We start from the raw sequence: 17,566 nt of genomic DNA, 5'->3' as shown, positions 1-17,566 counted from the left end.
GGACTTTGGTTCTCCTTTTTAAATTTTATGGGAACGAGTCTTTTTATGACAAAATTATAATCTATTGTTAATGTGATAAAAATATCATTAAAATAAGTTTTATTAACTTTTTTTGATAATAAAAAATGATATAATAAGTAAGTCTTTAAGATGTAGATTTTAAGACAAAAAATATATTGGGGAAAAATTGAATATGGAAAATAAAGTACGCTATAAACTGCACAAAGTGAAGAAGCAGTGGGTTACTTTGGCTGTCGCTTCAGTAGCTTTGGCTACCATTGTTGGTGGTAGTGTTGCCACATCTTCACTCGCTTCGGCAGAAGAAACAAATAACTCTAATGGATCACCTTCAACAACTACGGTCGGGGAAAATACAAATCCTGTGGTTGAAAAAGAGGTAGGCACAACAACTGAGGTTGCAAATACTTCAAATGCCACAACAACAGAGCGAGCAGAAGTTACTGCTGAAAAACCAGCTGGAACGACAGTTCAACCAAATTCAGGAACAACTAGTGATAGAGCTGCAGCAGTAGAGGTTGAAGCCAAACCTGAAACGACTGCTAAGCCAGAAGTTGCTACTAAACCAGAAACAGCTACAACATCAGAAGTCGCTGCAAATGCTGGAGTAGCTGCTCCAACGACTGAGAAGTCTAAAGAGCTTTCTGAAGCCGAAATTAAGGCTGCAGTCTCACTCGATAATATTAAAAAAGAAAAAGATGGTAAATATTACTATCTTTTAGAAGATGGATCACACAAGAAAAACTTTGCCATTACTGTAAATGGTCAGGTCCTTTATTTTGATGAAAATGGTGCCCTTTCAAGCACATCAACGTATTCATTTACACAAGAAACAACAAATCTAGTCACTGATTTTACAAAAAATAATGCTGCCTACGATTCAACTAAAGCAAGCTTTGAACTTGTTGATGGTTATTTGACAGCAGACAGTTGGTACCGTCCAAAAGAAATCCTTGAAGCTGGTACAACTTGGAAAGCGTCAACCGAAAAAGATTTTCGTCCACTTTTGATGTCTTGGTGGCCTGATAAGGATACTCAAGTAGCTTACTTGAATTACATGACTAAGGCTCTTAGCAACGGTGAAGAAACAAAAGATGTCTTTACGATTGAAAATTCTCAAACTAGCTTGAATGCCGCAGCTCAAATCCTCCAACGTAAGATTGAAGTTAAGATTGCTGCTAATAAGTCAACAGACTGGTTGCGTCAGTCAATCGAGGCTTTTGTTAAAGACCAAGATAAATGGAACATTAATTCTGAATCGCCAGGTAAGGAACACTTCCAAAAAGGTGCGCTTCTTTTTGTGAACAGTGATTCAACTAAATGGGCTAACTCTGATTATCGTAAGCTTAATCAAACGGCGACAAGTTATATTAAAAATCATAAGATTGTTAATGGTAGCGATGGTGGTTATGAATTCTTGCTCTCAAATGACATTGACAACTCTAATCCAGTCGTTCAAGCAGAAATGCTTAACCAATTGTATTACTTTATGAACTGGGGACAAATCGTCTTTGGTGATAAGGACAAGGATGCTCACTTTGATGGTATCCGTGTTGATGCTGTGGATAATGTTAGCGTTGACATGCTTCAATTGGTGTCTTCATACATGAAGGCTGCTTACAAGGTTAATGAGTCTGAAGCTCGTGCACTTGCTAATATCTCAATTCTTGAAGCCTGGTCACAAAATGACCCATATTATGTGAATGAGCACAACACAGCTGCCCTTTCTATGGACAATGGTCTTCGTTTGTCTATTGTTCATGGATTGACTCGTCCGGTAACTAATAAGGGTACTGGTGCACGTAATGCATCAATGAAGGACCTTATTAATGGTGGTTATTTCGGTCTTTCAAACCGTGCGGAAGTTACATCATATGATCAACTTGGTTTTGCAACCTACCTCTTTGTTCGTGCACACGACTCAGAAGTTCAAACGGTTATCGCAGACATCATCAGTAAGAAAATTGATCCTACAACTGATGGTTTCACTTTCACATTAGATCAATTGAAACAGGCTTTCGATATTTATAATGCGGATATGTTGAAAGTTGATAAGGAATATACACACTCAAATATTCCTGCTGCCTATGCTTTGATGCTTCAAACAATGGGTGCAGCAACACGTGTATACTACGGAGACTTGTATACTGATAACGGTCAATACATGGCTAAGAAATCACCATACTTTGATCAAATCACAACTCTTCTTAAAGCGCGTCCTAAGTATGTAGCTGGTGGTCAAACATCTTATATCCACAACCTTGCTGGTGATGGCGTGTCATCTGCTAAAGACAACAAAGAAGTTCTTGTCTCTGTCCGTTATGGTCAAGATTTGATGTCTAAAACAGATACAGAAGGTGGAAAATACGGCCGAAATTCTGGTATGTTGACTCTTATTGCTAATAACCCAGATTTGAAATTAGCTGACGGTGAAACCATTACCGTAAATATGGGAGCTGCCCACAAGAATCAAGCTTATCGTCCACTCTTGCTTGGTACGGAAAAAGGTATTGTGTCATCATTGAATGATTCAGATACTAAGATTGTTAAATACACAGATGCACAAGGAAATCTTGTCTTCACAGCTGATGAAATCAAAGGCTTTAAGACTGTTGATATGAGTGGTTACCTTTCAGTTTGGGTACCAGTAGGTGCGGCTGAAGATCAAAACGTTCTTGCTAAACCATCAACAAAAGCCTATAAAGAAGGGGATAAGGTTTATAGCTCTTCTGCAGCACTTGAAGCACAAGTGATTTACGAAGGCTTCTCAAACTTCCAAGACTTTGTCAAAGAGGATAGTCAATACACTAACAAATTGATTGCAGCTAACGCAGACCTCTTCAAGTCATGGGGTATTACGTCATTTGAGATTGCACCTCAATATGTCTCATCTAAGGATGGCACTTTCCTTGATTCTATTATTGAAAATGGTTATGCCTTCACAGACCGTTACGACTTTGCCATGAGCAAAAACAATAAATACGGTTCAAAAGAAGACCTTCGTGATGCCCTCAAGGCTCTTCACAAACAAGGTATTCAGGTCATTGCTGACTGGGTTCCAGACCAATTGTACACCCTTCCAGGTAAAGAAGTAGTGACTGCTACGCGTACTGATACACATGGTAAGGTCCTTGATGATACTAGCTTGGTTAATAAACTTTATGTGACAAATACCAAGTCATCAGGTAATGATTTCCAAGCCCAGTACGGTGGTGCCTTCCTCGACAAACTTCAAAAACTTTATCCAGAAATCTTCAAAGAAGTTATGGAAGCGTCTGGTAAGACAATTGATCCATCTGTGAAGATTAAACAGTGGGAAGCTAAATACTTTAACGGTACAAACATCCAAAAACGTGGTTCTGACTATGTTCTCAGCGATGGTAAATTGTACTTCACCGTTAACGATAAAGGTACCTTCCTCCCAGCAGCCTTGACTGGTGATACAAAAGCTAAGACTGGTTTTGCCTATGATGGTACAGGTGTAACTTATTACACAACATCAGGTACTCAAGCTAAGAGTCAGTTTGTAACTTATAACGGTAAGCAATACTACTTTAACGATAAGGGTTACCTTGTAACTGGTGAACAAACTATCGATGGTTCTAACTATTTCTTCTTGCCAAATGGTGTCATGTTTACTGATGGTGTCAGAAAAAATGCCAAAGGTCAATCATTGGTTTATGGTAAGTCAGGTAAATTGACGACTCAAACTGGTTGGAAAGAAGTTACCGTTAAAGATGATAGTGGTAAGGAAGAGAAATTCTACCAATACTTCTTCAAGGGTGGTATCATGGCTACTGGTTTGACTGAAGTAGAAGGTAAGGAAAAATACTTCTATGATAATGGTTACCAAGCTAAAGGTGTCTTCGTTCCTACAAAAGACGGCCATTTAATGTTCTTCTGTGGTGATTCAGGCGAACGTAAGTACTCAGGCTTCTTTGAACAAGATGGTAACTGGTACTACGCCAATAATAAAGGCTATGTTGCTACTGGGTTTACTAAGGTAGGTAAACAAAACCTTTACTTCAATGAAAAAGGTGTTCAAGTTAAGAATCGCTTCTTCCAAGTTGGTGATGCTACATACTATGCAAATAACGAAGGTGACGTTCTTCGTGGTGCTCAAACCATCAATGGAGACGAACTCTACTTTGATGAATCAGGTAAACAAGTTAAAGGTGAGTTCGTGAACAATCCTGATGGTACGACTTCATACTACGATGCAATCACAGGTGTGAAACTTGTTGATACATCACTAGTAGTTGATGGTCAAACCTTTAATGTCGATGCTAAGGGTGTTGTGACTAAGGCACATACACCAGGCTTCTATACTACTGGGGACAACAACTGGTTCTATGCAGACTCATATGGACGTAATGTCACAGGTGCTCAGGTCATCAATGGTCAACACCTCTACTTTGATGCTAATGGTCGCCAAGTTAAGGGTGGCTTCGTAACGAACACTGACGGTAGTCGTTCATTCTACCACTGGAATACCGGTGATAAATTGGTATCAACCTTCTTCACTACCGGTCATGATAGATGGTATTATGCTGATGATAGGGGTAATGTCGTTACAGGAGCTCAAGTTATCAACGGTCAAAAACTCTTCTTTGATACTGATGGTAAGCAGGTTAAAGGTGCTTTCGCAACAAATGCGAATGGTAGTCGCTCATACTACCACTGGAATACTGGTAATAAGTTAGTATCAACCTTCTTCACTAGTGGAGATAACAACTGGTATTATGCAGATGCCAAGGGTGAAGTTGTTGTTGGTGAACAGACGATCAACGGTCAACACCTTTACTTTGACCAAACTGGTAAGCAAGTGAAGGGGGCAACTGCTACGAATCCTGATGGCTCAATCTCTTACTATGATGTTCATACAGGGGAAAAGGCTATTAATCGTTGGGTTAAAATTCCTTCAGGGCAATGGGTATACTTCAACGCTCAAGGAAAAGGCTACGTGTCAAATTAAGAGTAATGAATGAAAGAAGTCAATCACTTTTGTGGTTGCTTTTTTCGTAAAAAATTGTCTAACTTTTATACATTCAGGTCATTTGTCTGGGTAAAAAAGTGGTATAATAACTCTTGCTAAATCTTTATTTTGGAGTACACATGGCTAAGTCAAAAAATACTATTGAAAGTCGGATAGATTACTCGATTCTCCTGCCAGTTCTCATATTGCTACTGGTTGGTTTGGTTTCGATATTTATAGCGACAAATTTTGATTACCCAAAGAATCTTGTGCAAGTCATGTCTCAGCAAGTACTATGGATTTTCTTAGGTTCAGTACTTGCTTTTGTTGTCATGTTATTTAATACAGAGTTTCTTTGGAAGATAACCCCCTGGCTCTATATTTTTGGTCTGGGACTTATGGTTTTACCCCTTGTTTTTTATTCGCCTGCTTTGGTGGCCTCGACAGGGGCAAAAAACTGGGTCAGTATTGGATCGGTCACCCTTTTCCAACCATCAGAATTTATGAAGATATCCTACATCCTTTTCCTTTCCAGAATTGGTGTTTGGGCCAAGCAAGGAAAGGAAGTGACTGACCTAAAAGATGACTGGTTGCTACTTTTCCAATATGTAGCTGTTACGCTTCCTGTCTTAGGGTTACTAGTTCTTCAAGGAGATATGGGGACTGCCTTGGTCTTTCTGGCTATTTTAGCTGGTATCATAGTGGTTTCAGGGATATCCTGGCGTATTATCTTACCAGTTGTTTTAGCCTTCGCTGCAGGTTTAGCCCTGTTTGTCATGGTATTTATCACAGATTGGGGTAAGGAAGCCTTGCTCAAGATGGGAGTGCAAACCTACCAGATTAACCGTATCTCAGCTTGGTTGGATCCCTTCACCTATGCAGATGGTATCGCCTTTCAACAGACACAAGGCATGATTTCAATTGGTACTGGTGGAATTTACGGTAAAGGTTTTAATCACCTGGATTTGAACGTACCTGTTCGTGAGAGTGATATGATTTTCACAGTTATTGCGGAAGATTTTGGTTTGGTAGGTGGTGGATTGGTTCTTCTAACCTATCTCTTCCTCATTTACCGCATGTTGCGAGTGACGTTTAAGTCTAACAATCGTTTCTATACCTTTATTTCGACAGGTTTTATCATGATGATTGTCTTCCATATTTTTGAAAATATTGGGGCAGCAGTGGGAATTCTTCCTTTGACAGGTATTCCTTTGCCCTTTATTTCACAAGGGGGATCATCGCTCATCTCTAACTTGATTGGTGTTGGTTTGGTGCTTTCAATGGCTTATCAAACCAACCTCAACGAAGAAAATAAAATTCTCTTGGCTATGTCTCGCCGTATGCGTACGTCTGGAACTAGTCAAGTGAAACCTATTTCTAAGAGTAAGTCTAAGAAAAACAAGCCTTCGAAGAGTGTTACTATGGCCACTCAAGAATTGGGCAAGGCTAAAGATAAGGTTGATAAGGCCACTGAGAAAATGCGTCAAACCATTTCTCAAAATACGCCAAGCATTCATCAAGGGAAGCGTCGTAAGGGTTCGAAAAAGAAACCGACACGTAAACATTAAGAAGAAGCAAGTTGGTTAATCCAACTTGTTTTTCTTTGAAAAAAATTAAGGTCTGTGACCTTTTCTTTGCTCCTGCCTGTGGTATAATAGAAGCTGACTATTTTGAAAAGGGGTTTGCTATGATAGAGACAGCCAAACAGCAAGAACGTGCTATTTTAGTAGGTGTTGAATTGCAAGAAACAGAGCATTTTGACATGTCAATGGAGGAACTTGCCAGTCTTGCCAAAACTGCAGGAGCAGAGGTTGTAGCTAGCTATACCCAAAAACGTGAACGCTATGATAGTAAGTCTTTCGTGGGTTCAGGAAAATTAGAAGAAATCAAGGCCATGGTGGATGCGGATGAGATTACTACAGTCATTGTCAATAACCGTTTAACGCCTCGTCAAAATACAAATCTTGAAGCAGCATTTGGCGTAAAAGTTATTGATCGTATGCAATTAATTTTGGATATCTTTGCCATGAGGGCTAGAAGCCATGAAGGAAAACTTCAGGTTCACTTAGCTCAACTAAAATACATGTTGCCCCGTTTAGCTGGTCAAGGGATTATGCTCAGCCGTCAGGCAGGGGGCATTGGTAGCCGTGGACCTGGTGAAAGTCAGTTGGAGCTCAATCGTCGTTCGATTCGTAACCAGATTGCTGATATTGAACGCCAGTTAAAGGTTGTTGAGAAGAACCGAGAAACCATTCGCGAAAAGCGTGTTGATTCAACTACCTTTAAAATTGGTTTGATTGGTTATACCAATGCTGGGAAATCAACGATCATGAACCTTATGACGGATGATAAGCAATATGAGGCTAATGAACTTTTTGCGACCTTGGATGCAACGACTAAGAAAATTTACTTAAAGGATCAGTTTCAAGTGACCTTGACAGATACGGTTGGTTTTATCCAGGACTTGCCAACAGAACTGGTTGCTGCCTTTAAGTCAACACTTGAAGAAAGTCGTAATGTGGACCTTCTTTTGCATGTCATTGATGCGAGTGATCCTAATCACGAAGAACATGAGAAGGTGGTCTTAGACATTCTCAAAGACTTAGACATGACTGATATCCCTCGCCTAGCAATCTACAATAAGATGGATGTAGCTGATAACCTAGTAGCAACAGTCTTTCCTAATGTTCGTCTCTCAGCACGTGACAAGGGAAGTCGTGAGGCCCTCAGAAGACTCTTGATTGACGAAATTCAACAGATTTTTGAACCTTTTAGTATTAAGGTTCATCAGGATCAAGCGTATAAACTTTATCAGTTGAGTCAATTAGCCTTGCTAGATAGCTATACTTTTGAGACAGAAGTAGAAGAAATTACAGGTTATATTTCACCGAAAAATAAATGGAAATTGGAAGAATTTTATGACTGATTATATGGATTTAGCTTTAAAATATGGTGGTTTTACAAGTTTAGATAAGGTCTATCTGGAAAATACCTTATCAGACCTTTCGGACAGTCAAAAATTGGCCTTCATTACACCACCACCAAGCGTGATTAATGCTTATTTTGCAGAGATTTACCAGAAACAATCTCCTGAAGCAGCGACGGATTACTACTTGGAACTTTCAAAAGAGTTGAACCTCTTTAACCCTGCACCATCTTTTGATGAGCACAAGCCTTTTATTCGTCTCAATCTTTCAGGAAAATCTTATGGTTTTTGCTATGAAAATGCCGATGAAGTGGCCCTAGTCTTTGCAGAGCATTCAGAGGTTCCAACGGCTAGTATTTTGTTTGAGCTTGCTCAAGTTTTCCCACAGTATAAGGTTTATCTTGAAGGAACTCAAATTAAAATGGCCAAGGTTTACTTTGATGAAGAAGTGTTGGAAGAGTTGACACCAGAGACTCAGTTACTAAGTCGTGTAACTAAGCTGAAGGGAAATGTCATTAAGTTGGCTAGCTTTAATCAAGATGAATTAGTGGAACTTTTAGCTCAATATAAAGGGCAAACTGTTTATTATGGCTTTGCTCAGCGTGAATGCCTGGCTTATATTGTCCAGAAATAAAAAAAACGATAGATAGAAAGTATAGAAAGTCATGGAATTACAATTTTTAGGGACGGGCGCCGGACAGCCATCCAAGGCTCGTAATGTATCGAGTCTGGTTTTGAAGCTACTCGATGAAATCAACGAAGTCTGGATGTTTGACTGTGGAGAAGGTACCCAACGTCAGATTTTAGAAACAACAATCAAACCTCGTAAAGTTAAAAAAATCTTTATCACACATATGCATGGAGACCATATCTTTGGCCTACCTGGTTTCTTGGCTAGTCGTTCTTTCCAATCTAGTGAAGAACAAACTGACCTTGAAGTTTATGGTCCAGTTGGTATTAAACAATATGTCATGACCAGTCTTCGTACCTCTGGGACACGCCTACCTTACCATGTGCATTTTAAGGAAATTGATGAGCATAAGCTAGGCTTGGTTATGGAAAATGATAAGTTTGCGGTTTATGCAGATAAGTTGGATCACACCATTTTTTGTGTTGGTTACCGTGTGGTTCAAAAGGATCTCGAAGGAACCTTGGATGCTGAGGCTCTTAAAGCAGCAGGTGTGCCATTTGGACCACTTTTTGGTCAAATTAAGAATGGTCAAGATGTGGTTCTTGAAGATGGAACGAAAATCATTGCTAAGGACTTCATTTCCGCGCCTAAGAAAGGTAAAGTTATCACTATCTTAGGTGACACCCGTAAGACGAATGCCAGTGTTCGTCTTGGATTGGGGGCAGATATCTTAGTTCACGAGTCTACTTATGGTAAGGGCGATGAAAAAATTGCCAAGAGCCATGGGCATTCAACCAATATGCAAGCAGCACAGGTCGCTAAAGATGCTTCAGCTAAGCGCCTTCTTCTAAATCATGTATCAGCACGATTCTTGGGACGTGATATCGGTAAGATGGCAGCAGATGCCAAAACGATTTTCGAAAACACCCACATCGTTCGTGACTTGGAAGAGGTAGAGATTTAATGGCTAAACAACGTATTATCGCTATTACTGGTGCCTCAGGAGGCCTTGCACAAGAAATTGTCAAGCAGCTCTCACCCAGTGATGGTATTATCCTCTTAGGACGAGACAAGGACAAACTTGAGAAATGTTATCGCCACGTGGAAAATAAAACCTGCCTTGCCATTGACCTAAGAGACGACAGGGCCATTAAAGAGATTGTCGATTATCTCTATCAGCGATTTGGACGTATTGATGTCTTTATCAATAATGCTGGTTACGGTGAATTCAAGTCTTATGATAACTACACTAGCCAAGAAGTCCGTGACATGTTTGACATCAATACCTTTGCAACGTTGACCTTTTCACGTTTGATGGCTGAGAAAATGGTGCAACAGGGCCATGGCCATATCGTTAATATTGCTAGTATGGCGGGAAAAATTGCGACAGCCAATTCAAGTGTTTATGCAGCGACAAAGTTTGCGGTAATTGGCTTTTCAGATGCCCTGCGTTTAGAGTTGGCTGATAAGGGAGTCTATGTGACTACGGTCAATCCAGGTCCAATTGAGACAGGTTTCTTTGATCAAGCTGATCCCTCTGGAGCCTATCTTGAGAGTGTTAAAAAGTTTGTCCTCAGTCCTAAATACGTGGCTAAAAAGATTGTCCGTATTCTGGGCAAAAATAAACGTGAAGTTAATCTACCACGACTCTTATCAGTTGCCCACAAAGGCTACACGCTATTTCCACGAATCTCGGACAAACTAGCTACCAATGTGTTTAACTACAAATAAGGGGATGCCAGATGGCGGCTAATATTCAAGCCTATTTAGAAAATCTCCAGCAACCCTGGGGGCAAATCTATTATGATATCCTTTTTGAGCAATTAAAGGACATCAAGGGAAAGCGAGTGCTTGATTTTGGCAGTGGCTTTGGCCTTGTAGCCAACCACCTAGCGCAAGAAAATAAAGTCCTTGCTGTGGAGCCTAATGAAGAAATGGTGGCCTTGCGGTCCCAGAATCACCCCTATTAGCAACTAGTCGGAAGTTTGGAGAGGAGTTAAGATGTTACATTATAAAAAAGAAATTCCAGCGATGACAGACCTACTCGCACTATACAGTTCAGTCGGCTGGACCAATTATACTAACAATCCAACCATGTTGGAAGAAGCTGTCAAAGCCAGTCTCTGGCAGCTGGCAGTCTATGATGAGAAAGAGCTGGTAGCCTACATTCGCTTAGTAGGAGATGGGCACTCTGTCCTTTTGGTGCAAGACCTCTTGGTGCGACCAGATCACCAGCGCCAAGGCATCGGAAAGAAACTCTTAGAAGAGGCTTTAGCGACTTTCCCCAATGTTTATCAACGACTCCTTGTCACTGAACGTAGCGAGAAAAATTTAGCCTTTTACCAATCCCTGGGATTTGTCGAACTTTCAGAGCAAGCTTGTACAGGGATGATTTATAAATATTGATGTAGAGGATTTCCAAATAGGGAATCTTTTTCTTGTTTTTCCTAATATTACTTAAAAATGATAGTAGACTAGAGTTAGTTAACGTAAAGAGGAGAAGGGAATATCTGAGAAAACACAAGTCAAAAAGGGAGCAATATCCAGACTATTATTTTGTCTAGAAAAGCAGGTCTTGATTGGAAATGTAGCACGAGTCTAAACACCTTCCGATGTTTTCCATTCTCTTTTTAGGAAACTTAGGCTTCTATCCACTATGATAAATTTATTCATGTTATAATAGATAGACTAGATGACAGGGAGAAAATATAAAAACATGATTACATCAACGTATGATTGGAAAATAAACACAAAAGAGCCAGATGCTGGCTTTTTTAAACTTGCCAAAGAACGAGGGCTGGCAGAAACAGCAGCCAAGATTGCCTATGAACGAGGCATTACGACAGAAGATGCTCTTGAAGACTTTCTAAAGGCTGATTTATCACACCTTCATGATCCTTATCTTCTTCATGATATGGATAAGGCAGTGGCTAGAATTCGTCAGGCCATTGAAAATTATGAACAAATCTTAGTCTATGGAGACTATGATGCAGATGGTATGACATCAGCATCGATTGTCAAGGAAGCTCTTGAAATGATGGGCGCTGAAGCTCGAGTCTATCTGCCTAACCGTTTTACAGATGGTTATGGGCCAAACGAAAGTGTCTACAAGTATTTCATTGAGCAGGAAGGTATTTCACTCATTGTTACAGTGGATAATGGGGTAGCGGGTAATGAGGCTATTGCTTATGCGCAAGAGCAAGGTGTGGACGTTATCGTTACAGACCACCATAGTATGCCGGCACAGCTTCCAGATGCCTTTGCCATTGTCCATCCAGAGCATCCGGATGCCGATTATCCTTTTAAGTATTTGGCAGGATGTGGTGTAGCTTTCAAATTGGCAACTGCCCTCCTTGAAACTATTCCTACAGAGATGTTGGACTTGGTAGCCATTGGTACCATTGCCGATATGGTTAGCCTTACGGATGAAAATCGTATTATGGTCAAGGTCGGGCTGGAAATTCTCAAGACTACTGAGCGAATTGGGCTTCAAGAATTGCTCCGCATTTCAGATGTGGACCCAACAACGATTTCCGAAGAAACGGTAGGTTTCAAACTGGCTCCTCAACTCAATGCCTTGGGACGCTTAGATGATCCAAATCCAGCCATTGAATTGCTGACCGGATTTGACGATGAGGAAGCTCAAGCCATTGCTTTGGAAATCAATGCTAAAAATGAAGAACGTAAGGAAGTTGTTCAAAAAATCTTTGATGAAGCTATGACCATGGTAGACTTGGACAAACCAGTTCAGGTTTTGGCCAAGGAAGGTTGGCATCCTGGCGTCCTCGGTATTGTGGCAGGGCGCATCATGGAACAAATCAGCCAGACAGTAGTGGTTTTGAATATTGAAGATGGTCTGGCTAAGGGTTCAGCCCGTAGTTTGGAATCAATCAATATCTTCCATGCCCTTGATGACCACCGAGACATCTTTACTGCTTTTGGAGGACACGCTGGAGCCGCTGGGATGACCCTTCCGGAGGAAAATCTTGGTCAACTCTCAGATATTTTGTGTCATTATGTCTACGATAATGACATTGATACAAGTGCCAAAAATACGCTTAATTTAGACGAGGAGCTCCAACTCAGTGAGCTTAGCTTGGATACCATTAAGAGCCTAGAAAAATTAGCACCTTTTGGTATGGATAATAAAAAGCCAGTCTTTTGGCTACATGATATTACCGTTACTCAAGCTAGGACAATGGGACAAAATGGAGCCCATCTTAAGTTTAAGGTTAAGCAAGACAAGGATAGCTTTGACGTTGTCGCTTTTAATAAAGGTAATCTACTTCAAGAATTCCAACAGGCTCAGGGTTTGGAATTGGCAGTGACCTTGTCTGTTAATGTTTGGAATGGTCAGACAACGCTACAGCTCATGCTAGAAGATGCGCGTGTAGATGGTGTTCAATTATTTGATTTCCGCTCAAAAAATATGGCACTGCCTGAGGGCCTACCAACGGTAGAAGAAGCAGCAGACACAGAGCCTGCGGTTGTCCTCAACACCTTACCTGAATCAGCGACAGAATTAAAAGAGTGGTTTGATGGTAAAGAATTCCAAGCTATCTATTTTAAAAATAGCATTAAGGAAGCCTATTATCTGACAGGTTATGGAACAAGAGAGCAATTTGCAAGGCTCTATAAAACCATTTACCAATTCCCAGAATTCGATGTTCGTTATAAACTGGATGAGCTCAGTCATTATCTTAAAATCGATAAGATTCTTCTGATTAAGATGATTCAAATCTTTGATGAATTGGATTTTGTGACTATTGATAATGGTGTTATGACAGTCAATAAAGAAGCTGAAAAACGTGAGATTGAGGACAGTCAGATTTTCCAAGATCTGAAACGACTAGTTAAGTTCCAAGAACTTATGGCTCTGGGAACACCACAGGAAATTTATGATTGGCTGTATAAGTAGGGGAGTCTTAATCGAAAGGATTCGTCTCGAAATGAGGGTTAGCATTTTCTAAATTTACTATTTCATGCTATAATGATATGTAAATATTTTTTTGGCGAAAAGCCTATAGGAAGAACAAATGAAATTAGAAGATTATATTGCATCTATTGAAAACTACCCGAAAGAAGGGGTTACTTTCCGTGATATTAGTCCTTTGATGGCTGATGGAAATGCTTATAGCTATGCTATCCGTGAAATCGTTCAGTATGCGACTGATAAGAAGATTGACATGATTGTTGGTCCTGAAGCGCGTGGTTTTATCGTTGGTTGTCCAGTTGCTTTTGAACTTGGTATTGGCTTTGCTCCTGTTCGTAAACCTGGTAAATTGCCACGTGAAGTGATTTCAGCCGATTACGAAAAAGAGTATGGTGTTGATACACTTTGTATGCATGCCGATGCAATCAAGCCAGGCCAACGTGTACTTATCGTTGATGACCTTTTGGCAACTGGTGGTACCGTCAAAGCTACAATTGAAATGATTGAGCGCCTAGGTGGTGTCGTTGCTGGTTGTGCCTTCTTGATTGAGCTTGATGGTCTTAATGGACGTGAAGCTATCGAAGGTTACGATACTAAAGTATTGATGAACTTCCCAGGATAAATCTATCTATGAACTAACAAAAGGCCTTAGGGCCTTTTTAACTCTTTTAAAGCAAAGGTGCTCTCTAAATATAGTTTAAAGCTATAGCTAACTAGAGAAAATATATATTTGATAACAATACCTCCCCGGTTTATAATATGAAGATAGAATAAATAAGGATGGAGATATTGTTATGCCTATAAAACTTGATAATAAGTTACCAGCTCTTGATGTATTGCGTTCGGAAAATGTCTTCATCATGGATGAGAACAGAGCTAGTAGTCAGGATATTCGACCAATGGAGGTCTTAATCCTTAATCTTATGCCTACTAAAGAAGTTACGGAAACTCAATTGCTACGTCTTTTGGCCAATACGCCACTTCAAATTAACGTCGAGTTTCTTTATATGGCTAGTCATAAGTCAAAAAATACCCATGCCGAACATATGGAAACTTTTTATAAGACTTTTAATGAAATTAAGCATAAGTATTATGATGGTCTCATCGTAACAGGAGCTCCTGTTGAGCAAATGCCTTTTGAAGAAGTTGATTATTGGCAAGAATTGACACAGGTTTTTGACTGGTCTAAAAAGCATGTCTATTCAACCCTTCATCTGTGTTGGGGAGCTCAAGCAGGTCTCTATTATAAGCATGGAGTCGACAAGGTCCCATTGTCAGAGAAACTATCTGGTATCTATAAACAAACGGTTGACATGCCTGAAAACTTCCTTATGAATGGCTTTGATGATAGCTTTGTGTCACCACACTCTCGCTATACTGAGGTTACGCTCGAGGATATTAAAAACAAGACGGATTTAGATATTGTTGTGTCAGGACCAGAGGTCGGTTTATCCATCTTAGCAAGTAAGAATCTTCGTGAAGTATATAGTTTCGGTCATTTTGAATATGACCGTGATACTCTTGCCAGAGAATACCGAAGAGATTTGGATGCAGGGATTAATCCAGACGTACCGGCAAACTATTTCCCAGGGGACGATCCAAATCAGGAGCCTAAACTTCGTTGGAATCTTGCGGCATCTGCCTTCTTTAGCAATTGGATTAACTATGCGGTATATCAAGAAACACCTTATCGTTTAGAAGAGTTGGAAGACGATTTTTCATTCTACGGTTATTTGTAGTAGACAGTCTCAAAAGATTTATGTGAGCGCATAAAGACTTTTTGGGGTGTCTAGCTACTCTGAAAGGTAAATATGAGTTTTTTTGAACAGTATCGATCAGGCAATCTGGTCCTTCCTAATGCTTTATTTTTCCACTTTAAGGATATTTTTCCATCTGCGGATGACTTTCTGGTTTGGCAATTTCTCTATCTACAAACGACAACTCAGATTGGAGAAGTGGCTTCTAGTCAGATAGCGCAAGCAACTGGAAAGACACCAACTGAGGTTAATAAAAGTATTACGACACTGACTGAGGCTGGACTCCTTGATTTCACGACTATTAAGGTTAATAATGAAATTGAAATGGTTGTAGATGCTTCACCTGCCTTGGCAGTTTTGGATAAGTTAGTGAGCAATGAAAAGACAACGACGGGGCCTGTAGTAGGTCAGCCTACAAATACACAACTCATCAAGCAGTTAACAGATGAGTTAGAACAAGCTTTGGGAATCTTGAATCCTATGGTTATTGAAGATTTAAACAAGGAAATCCAAGAAGAACATACTGATCCCGAACTTATCCGTGAGGCTTTGAAAGAAGCAGTATTTAACCGCAAGACAAATTGGAATTACATCAAAGGGGTTCTGCGTAACTGGAAATTGAGTGGTATTACGACGAAAATTCAAGTTGAAGAGCGTCGTTTGGAGCATCAAGGTAAGAAGCACCATCACCAAGTTTCGGATGACTTCAAAACAGGTATGGATGCAGCCCGTCAATTATGGGGTGGCCAATAATGTTAGGAAGAAAACGTGTTAATGAGGCTCTAGCTCTCATGGGGGAGATGTTTCCCAATGCTCATGGAGAGTTGGAGTGGGAAACTCCTTTCCAACTATTAGTTGCTGTTATTTTATCAGCCCAGACAACTGATAAGGCTGTTAATAAGATTACACCAGGCTTGTGGGCGCGTTATCCAGAAATTGAGGATTTGGCTTCTGCTAATCTTGATGATGTTGAGATGTGTTTGCGAACAATCGGTCTTTATAAGAATAAGGCAAAGAACATTATCAAGACTGCTAGAGCTGTTTTAATGAATTTTGATGGACAGGTTCCGAAAACGCATAAGGAATTGGAAAGTCTACCTGGTGTGGGACGAAAAACAGCTAACGTAGTATTGGCTGAAGTCTATGGTATTCCTTCTATTGCTGTAGATACGCATGTCTCACGTGTATCTAAAAGGCTAAATATCGCCCCAGAGGATGCTAGTGTAGAGGAAATCGAAGCGGAACTGATGAAGAAAATCCCAAAGAGGGATTGGATTATCAGTCATCACCGTATGATTTTCTTTGGACGTTATCATTGCTTGGCTAAGAATCCTAAATGCCAGACATGTCCTCTTCAAAGTTATTGTAAGTATTATAAAGAAACAACCAAGAAATAAGCTGGAGAATGTGGTTTTCTTCGGCTTTTTACAGCTGTAAGAATTTGTTACAAACTAGTAACTTGACAAAAGTCTCAGGCTTTAAGAAAATAGAAGAAACGATTTAGAAGCAGGAGCGATATAGTGAATGGCTGAATTCAGTAATGAAGAGTATCTGAGAGCCTTAGCTGATAATGGTGATAGAGAAGCAGCCAAAGAATATGAGCAAGCTTTGGATAATCGTATTTTTCAGTTGCAGATTTCATTGGCTCAAACGAGTGATCCGCAGGGTCGTAGGGAAGTGCAAAAACTCTTGGAACAAGAGGAAAAGAAAAAAAGGGACTACTTTCAAGAAAAAGAGGAAAAAGCTGTGAGCGAATTTAGACGTCGTAAAAATGAAACTACAAAGGGAAGAAAAGTTACGAGTTTTGATAAACTCAAAGATCCTAATATCATTAGATGGGTAATTGGAGTTGTTGCAGTACTTGCAGTGGTTATTCCTGTGGTTACCTTGATGTGGTATAGTAATAACCAAAAAGAGAGTGTAACAAATCCATGGAAAAATGGTCAGTTAGCTAAAAGTAAGGAACAAGCAGCAGCATCATCTGATAACCAATCCTCTCAAGTTGATACCTCATCCTTGTCTGACCAACAGTTAGAAGACTGGGTAGTTTCTACTTATGCTAAAGAACAAGGGTCAACAGGAGAAAATTATAAAAACTTAGGTTGGAATGTCTATTCATGGACGGATGATGATGATAACCTAGTTTATGCTCAACTTTATGATGCCTATGGTAATGATGTTCTTCTTTTCCGTGTGGACAAGAAGGGACAACTCGAAGCTTATGGTGGTATTGACGGTTCAAGCGATTCTTGGGACGTTGTTTCAAAAAAATATACAACCGATTAATGAAACCATATAAAACACCTGACAATGGTGGTTGAGACTG

At 40.0% G+C, this 17,566-nt stretch carries 12 protein-coding genes and 2 pseudogenes; all 14 read left to right on the top strand.

The annotated features are described in order from the left end of the window. The first annotated feature begins 193 nt into the window (after positions 1–193). The 14 genes and pseudogenes from NST80_RS06220 to NST80_RS06155 all read left to right on the top strand — a co-directional run bounded on the left by NST80_RS06220 (position 194) and on the right by NST80_RS06155 (position 17,526). A complete protein-coding gene (locus NST80_RS06220; protein WP_118171964.1) occupies positions 194–4,993 on the top strand; it encodes a glycoside hydrolase family 70 protein in 4,800 nt (1,599 codons plus the stop codon). 140 nt (positions 4,994–5,133) lie between these two features. Next, a pseudogene (locus NST80_RS06215) lies at positions 5,134–6,303 on the top strand (FtsW/RodA/SpoVE family cell cycle protein); the annotation flags it as partial. Between the two features lie 377 nt (positions 6,304–6,680). Beyond that, entirely contained in the window at positions 6,681–7,919 is a 1,239-nt protein-coding gene (gene hflX / locus NST80_RS06210) for a GTPase HflX (RefSeq protein ID WP_014634308.1), read from the top strand. After that, a complete protein-coding gene (locus NST80_RS06205; RefSeq protein WP_175060684.1) occupies positions 7,912–8,553 on the top strand; it encodes a cystathionine beta-lyase in 642 nt (213 codons plus the stop codon). The genes hflX and NST80_RS06205 overlap by 8 nt, the downstream gene beginning before the upstream one ends. A gap of 31 nt (positions 8,554–8,584) precedes the next feature. Continuing rightward, positions 8,585–9,514: a ribonuclease Z gene (gene rnz / locus NST80_RS06200; protein ID WP_175060683.1), complete on the top strand. Its 930-nt coding sequence runs from the start codon at positions 8,585–8,587 to the stop codon at positions 9,512–9,514. Next, a complete protein-coding gene (locus NST80_RS06195; RefSeq protein WP_175060682.1) occupies positions 9,514–10,281 on the top strand; it encodes an SDR family oxidoreductase in 768 nt (255 codons plus the stop codon). Before rnz ends, NST80_RS06195 begins: the two co-directional genes overlap by 1 nt. An 11-nt stretch (positions 10,282–10,292) precedes the next feature. Further along, positions 10,293–10,517 (top strand): annotated as a pseudogene (locus NST80_RS06190) (methyltransferase); the annotation flags it as partial. Between the two features lie 34 nt (positions 10,518–10,551). Continuing rightward, on the top strand, positions 10,552–10,956 hold the full coding sequence (locus tag NST80_RS06185; RefSeq protein ID WP_175060681.1) for a GNAT family N-acetyltransferase: 405 nt from the start codon (positions 10,552–10,554) through the stop codon (positions 10,954–10,956). 310 nt (positions 10,957–11,266) lie between these two features. Beyond that, positions 11,267–13,468, top strand: coding sequence for a single-stranded-DNA-specific exonuclease RecJ (gene recJ / locus NST80_RS06180; protein ID WP_175060680.1), 2,202 nt, complete (start codon positions 11,267–11,269; stop codon positions 13,466–13,468). A 118-nt stretch (positions 13,469–13,586) separates the two neighbouring features. Next, on the top strand, positions 13,587–14,105 hold the full coding sequence (locus NST80_RS06175) for an adenine phosphoribosyltransferase (RefSeq protein ID WP_004182660.1): 519 nt from the start codon (positions 13,587–13,589) through the stop codon (positions 14,103–14,105). A gap of 172 nt (positions 14,106–14,277) precedes the next feature. Next, positions 14,278–15,222 carry a homoserine O-succinyltransferase gene (gene metA, locus NST80_RS06170; protein ID WP_175060679.1) on the top strand — a complete coding sequence of 315 codons (945 nt, stop codon included), beginning with the start codon at positions 14,278–14,280 and terminating at the stop codon, positions 15,220–15,222. Positions 15,223–15,294: 72 nt separating this feature from the next. Continuing rightward, a complete protein-coding gene (locus NST80_RS06165) occupies positions 15,295–15,993 on the top strand; it encodes a DnaD domain-containing protein (RefSeq protein ID WP_004182658.1) in 699 nt (232 codons plus the stop codon). Beyond that, positions 15,993–16,637, top strand: coding sequence for an endonuclease III (gene nth, locus NST80_RS06160; protein WP_155198178.1), 645 nt, complete (start codon positions 15,993–15,995; stop codon positions 16,635–16,637). The genes NST80_RS06165 and nth overlap by 1 nt, the downstream gene beginning before the upstream one ends. 127 nt (positions 16,638–16,764) lie before the next feature. Continuing rightward, positions 16,765–17,526, top strand: coding sequence for a hypothetical protein (locus NST80_RS06155; RefSeq protein ID WP_175060678.1), 762 nt, complete (start codon positions 16,765–16,767; stop codon positions 17,524–17,526). Positions 17,527–17,566 lie beyond the last annotated feature (40 nt).

Source organism: Streptococcus sp. FSL K6-1323 (genome assembly GCF_038630745.1).
GTDB classification, from domain to species: Bacteria; Bacillota; Bacilli; order Lactobacillales; family Streptococcaceae; genus Streptococcus; species Streptococcus salivarius_D.
The sequence above is the reverse complement of the archived record's forward strand: the minus strand, read 5'-3'. Positions and strand labels throughout refer to the sequence as shown.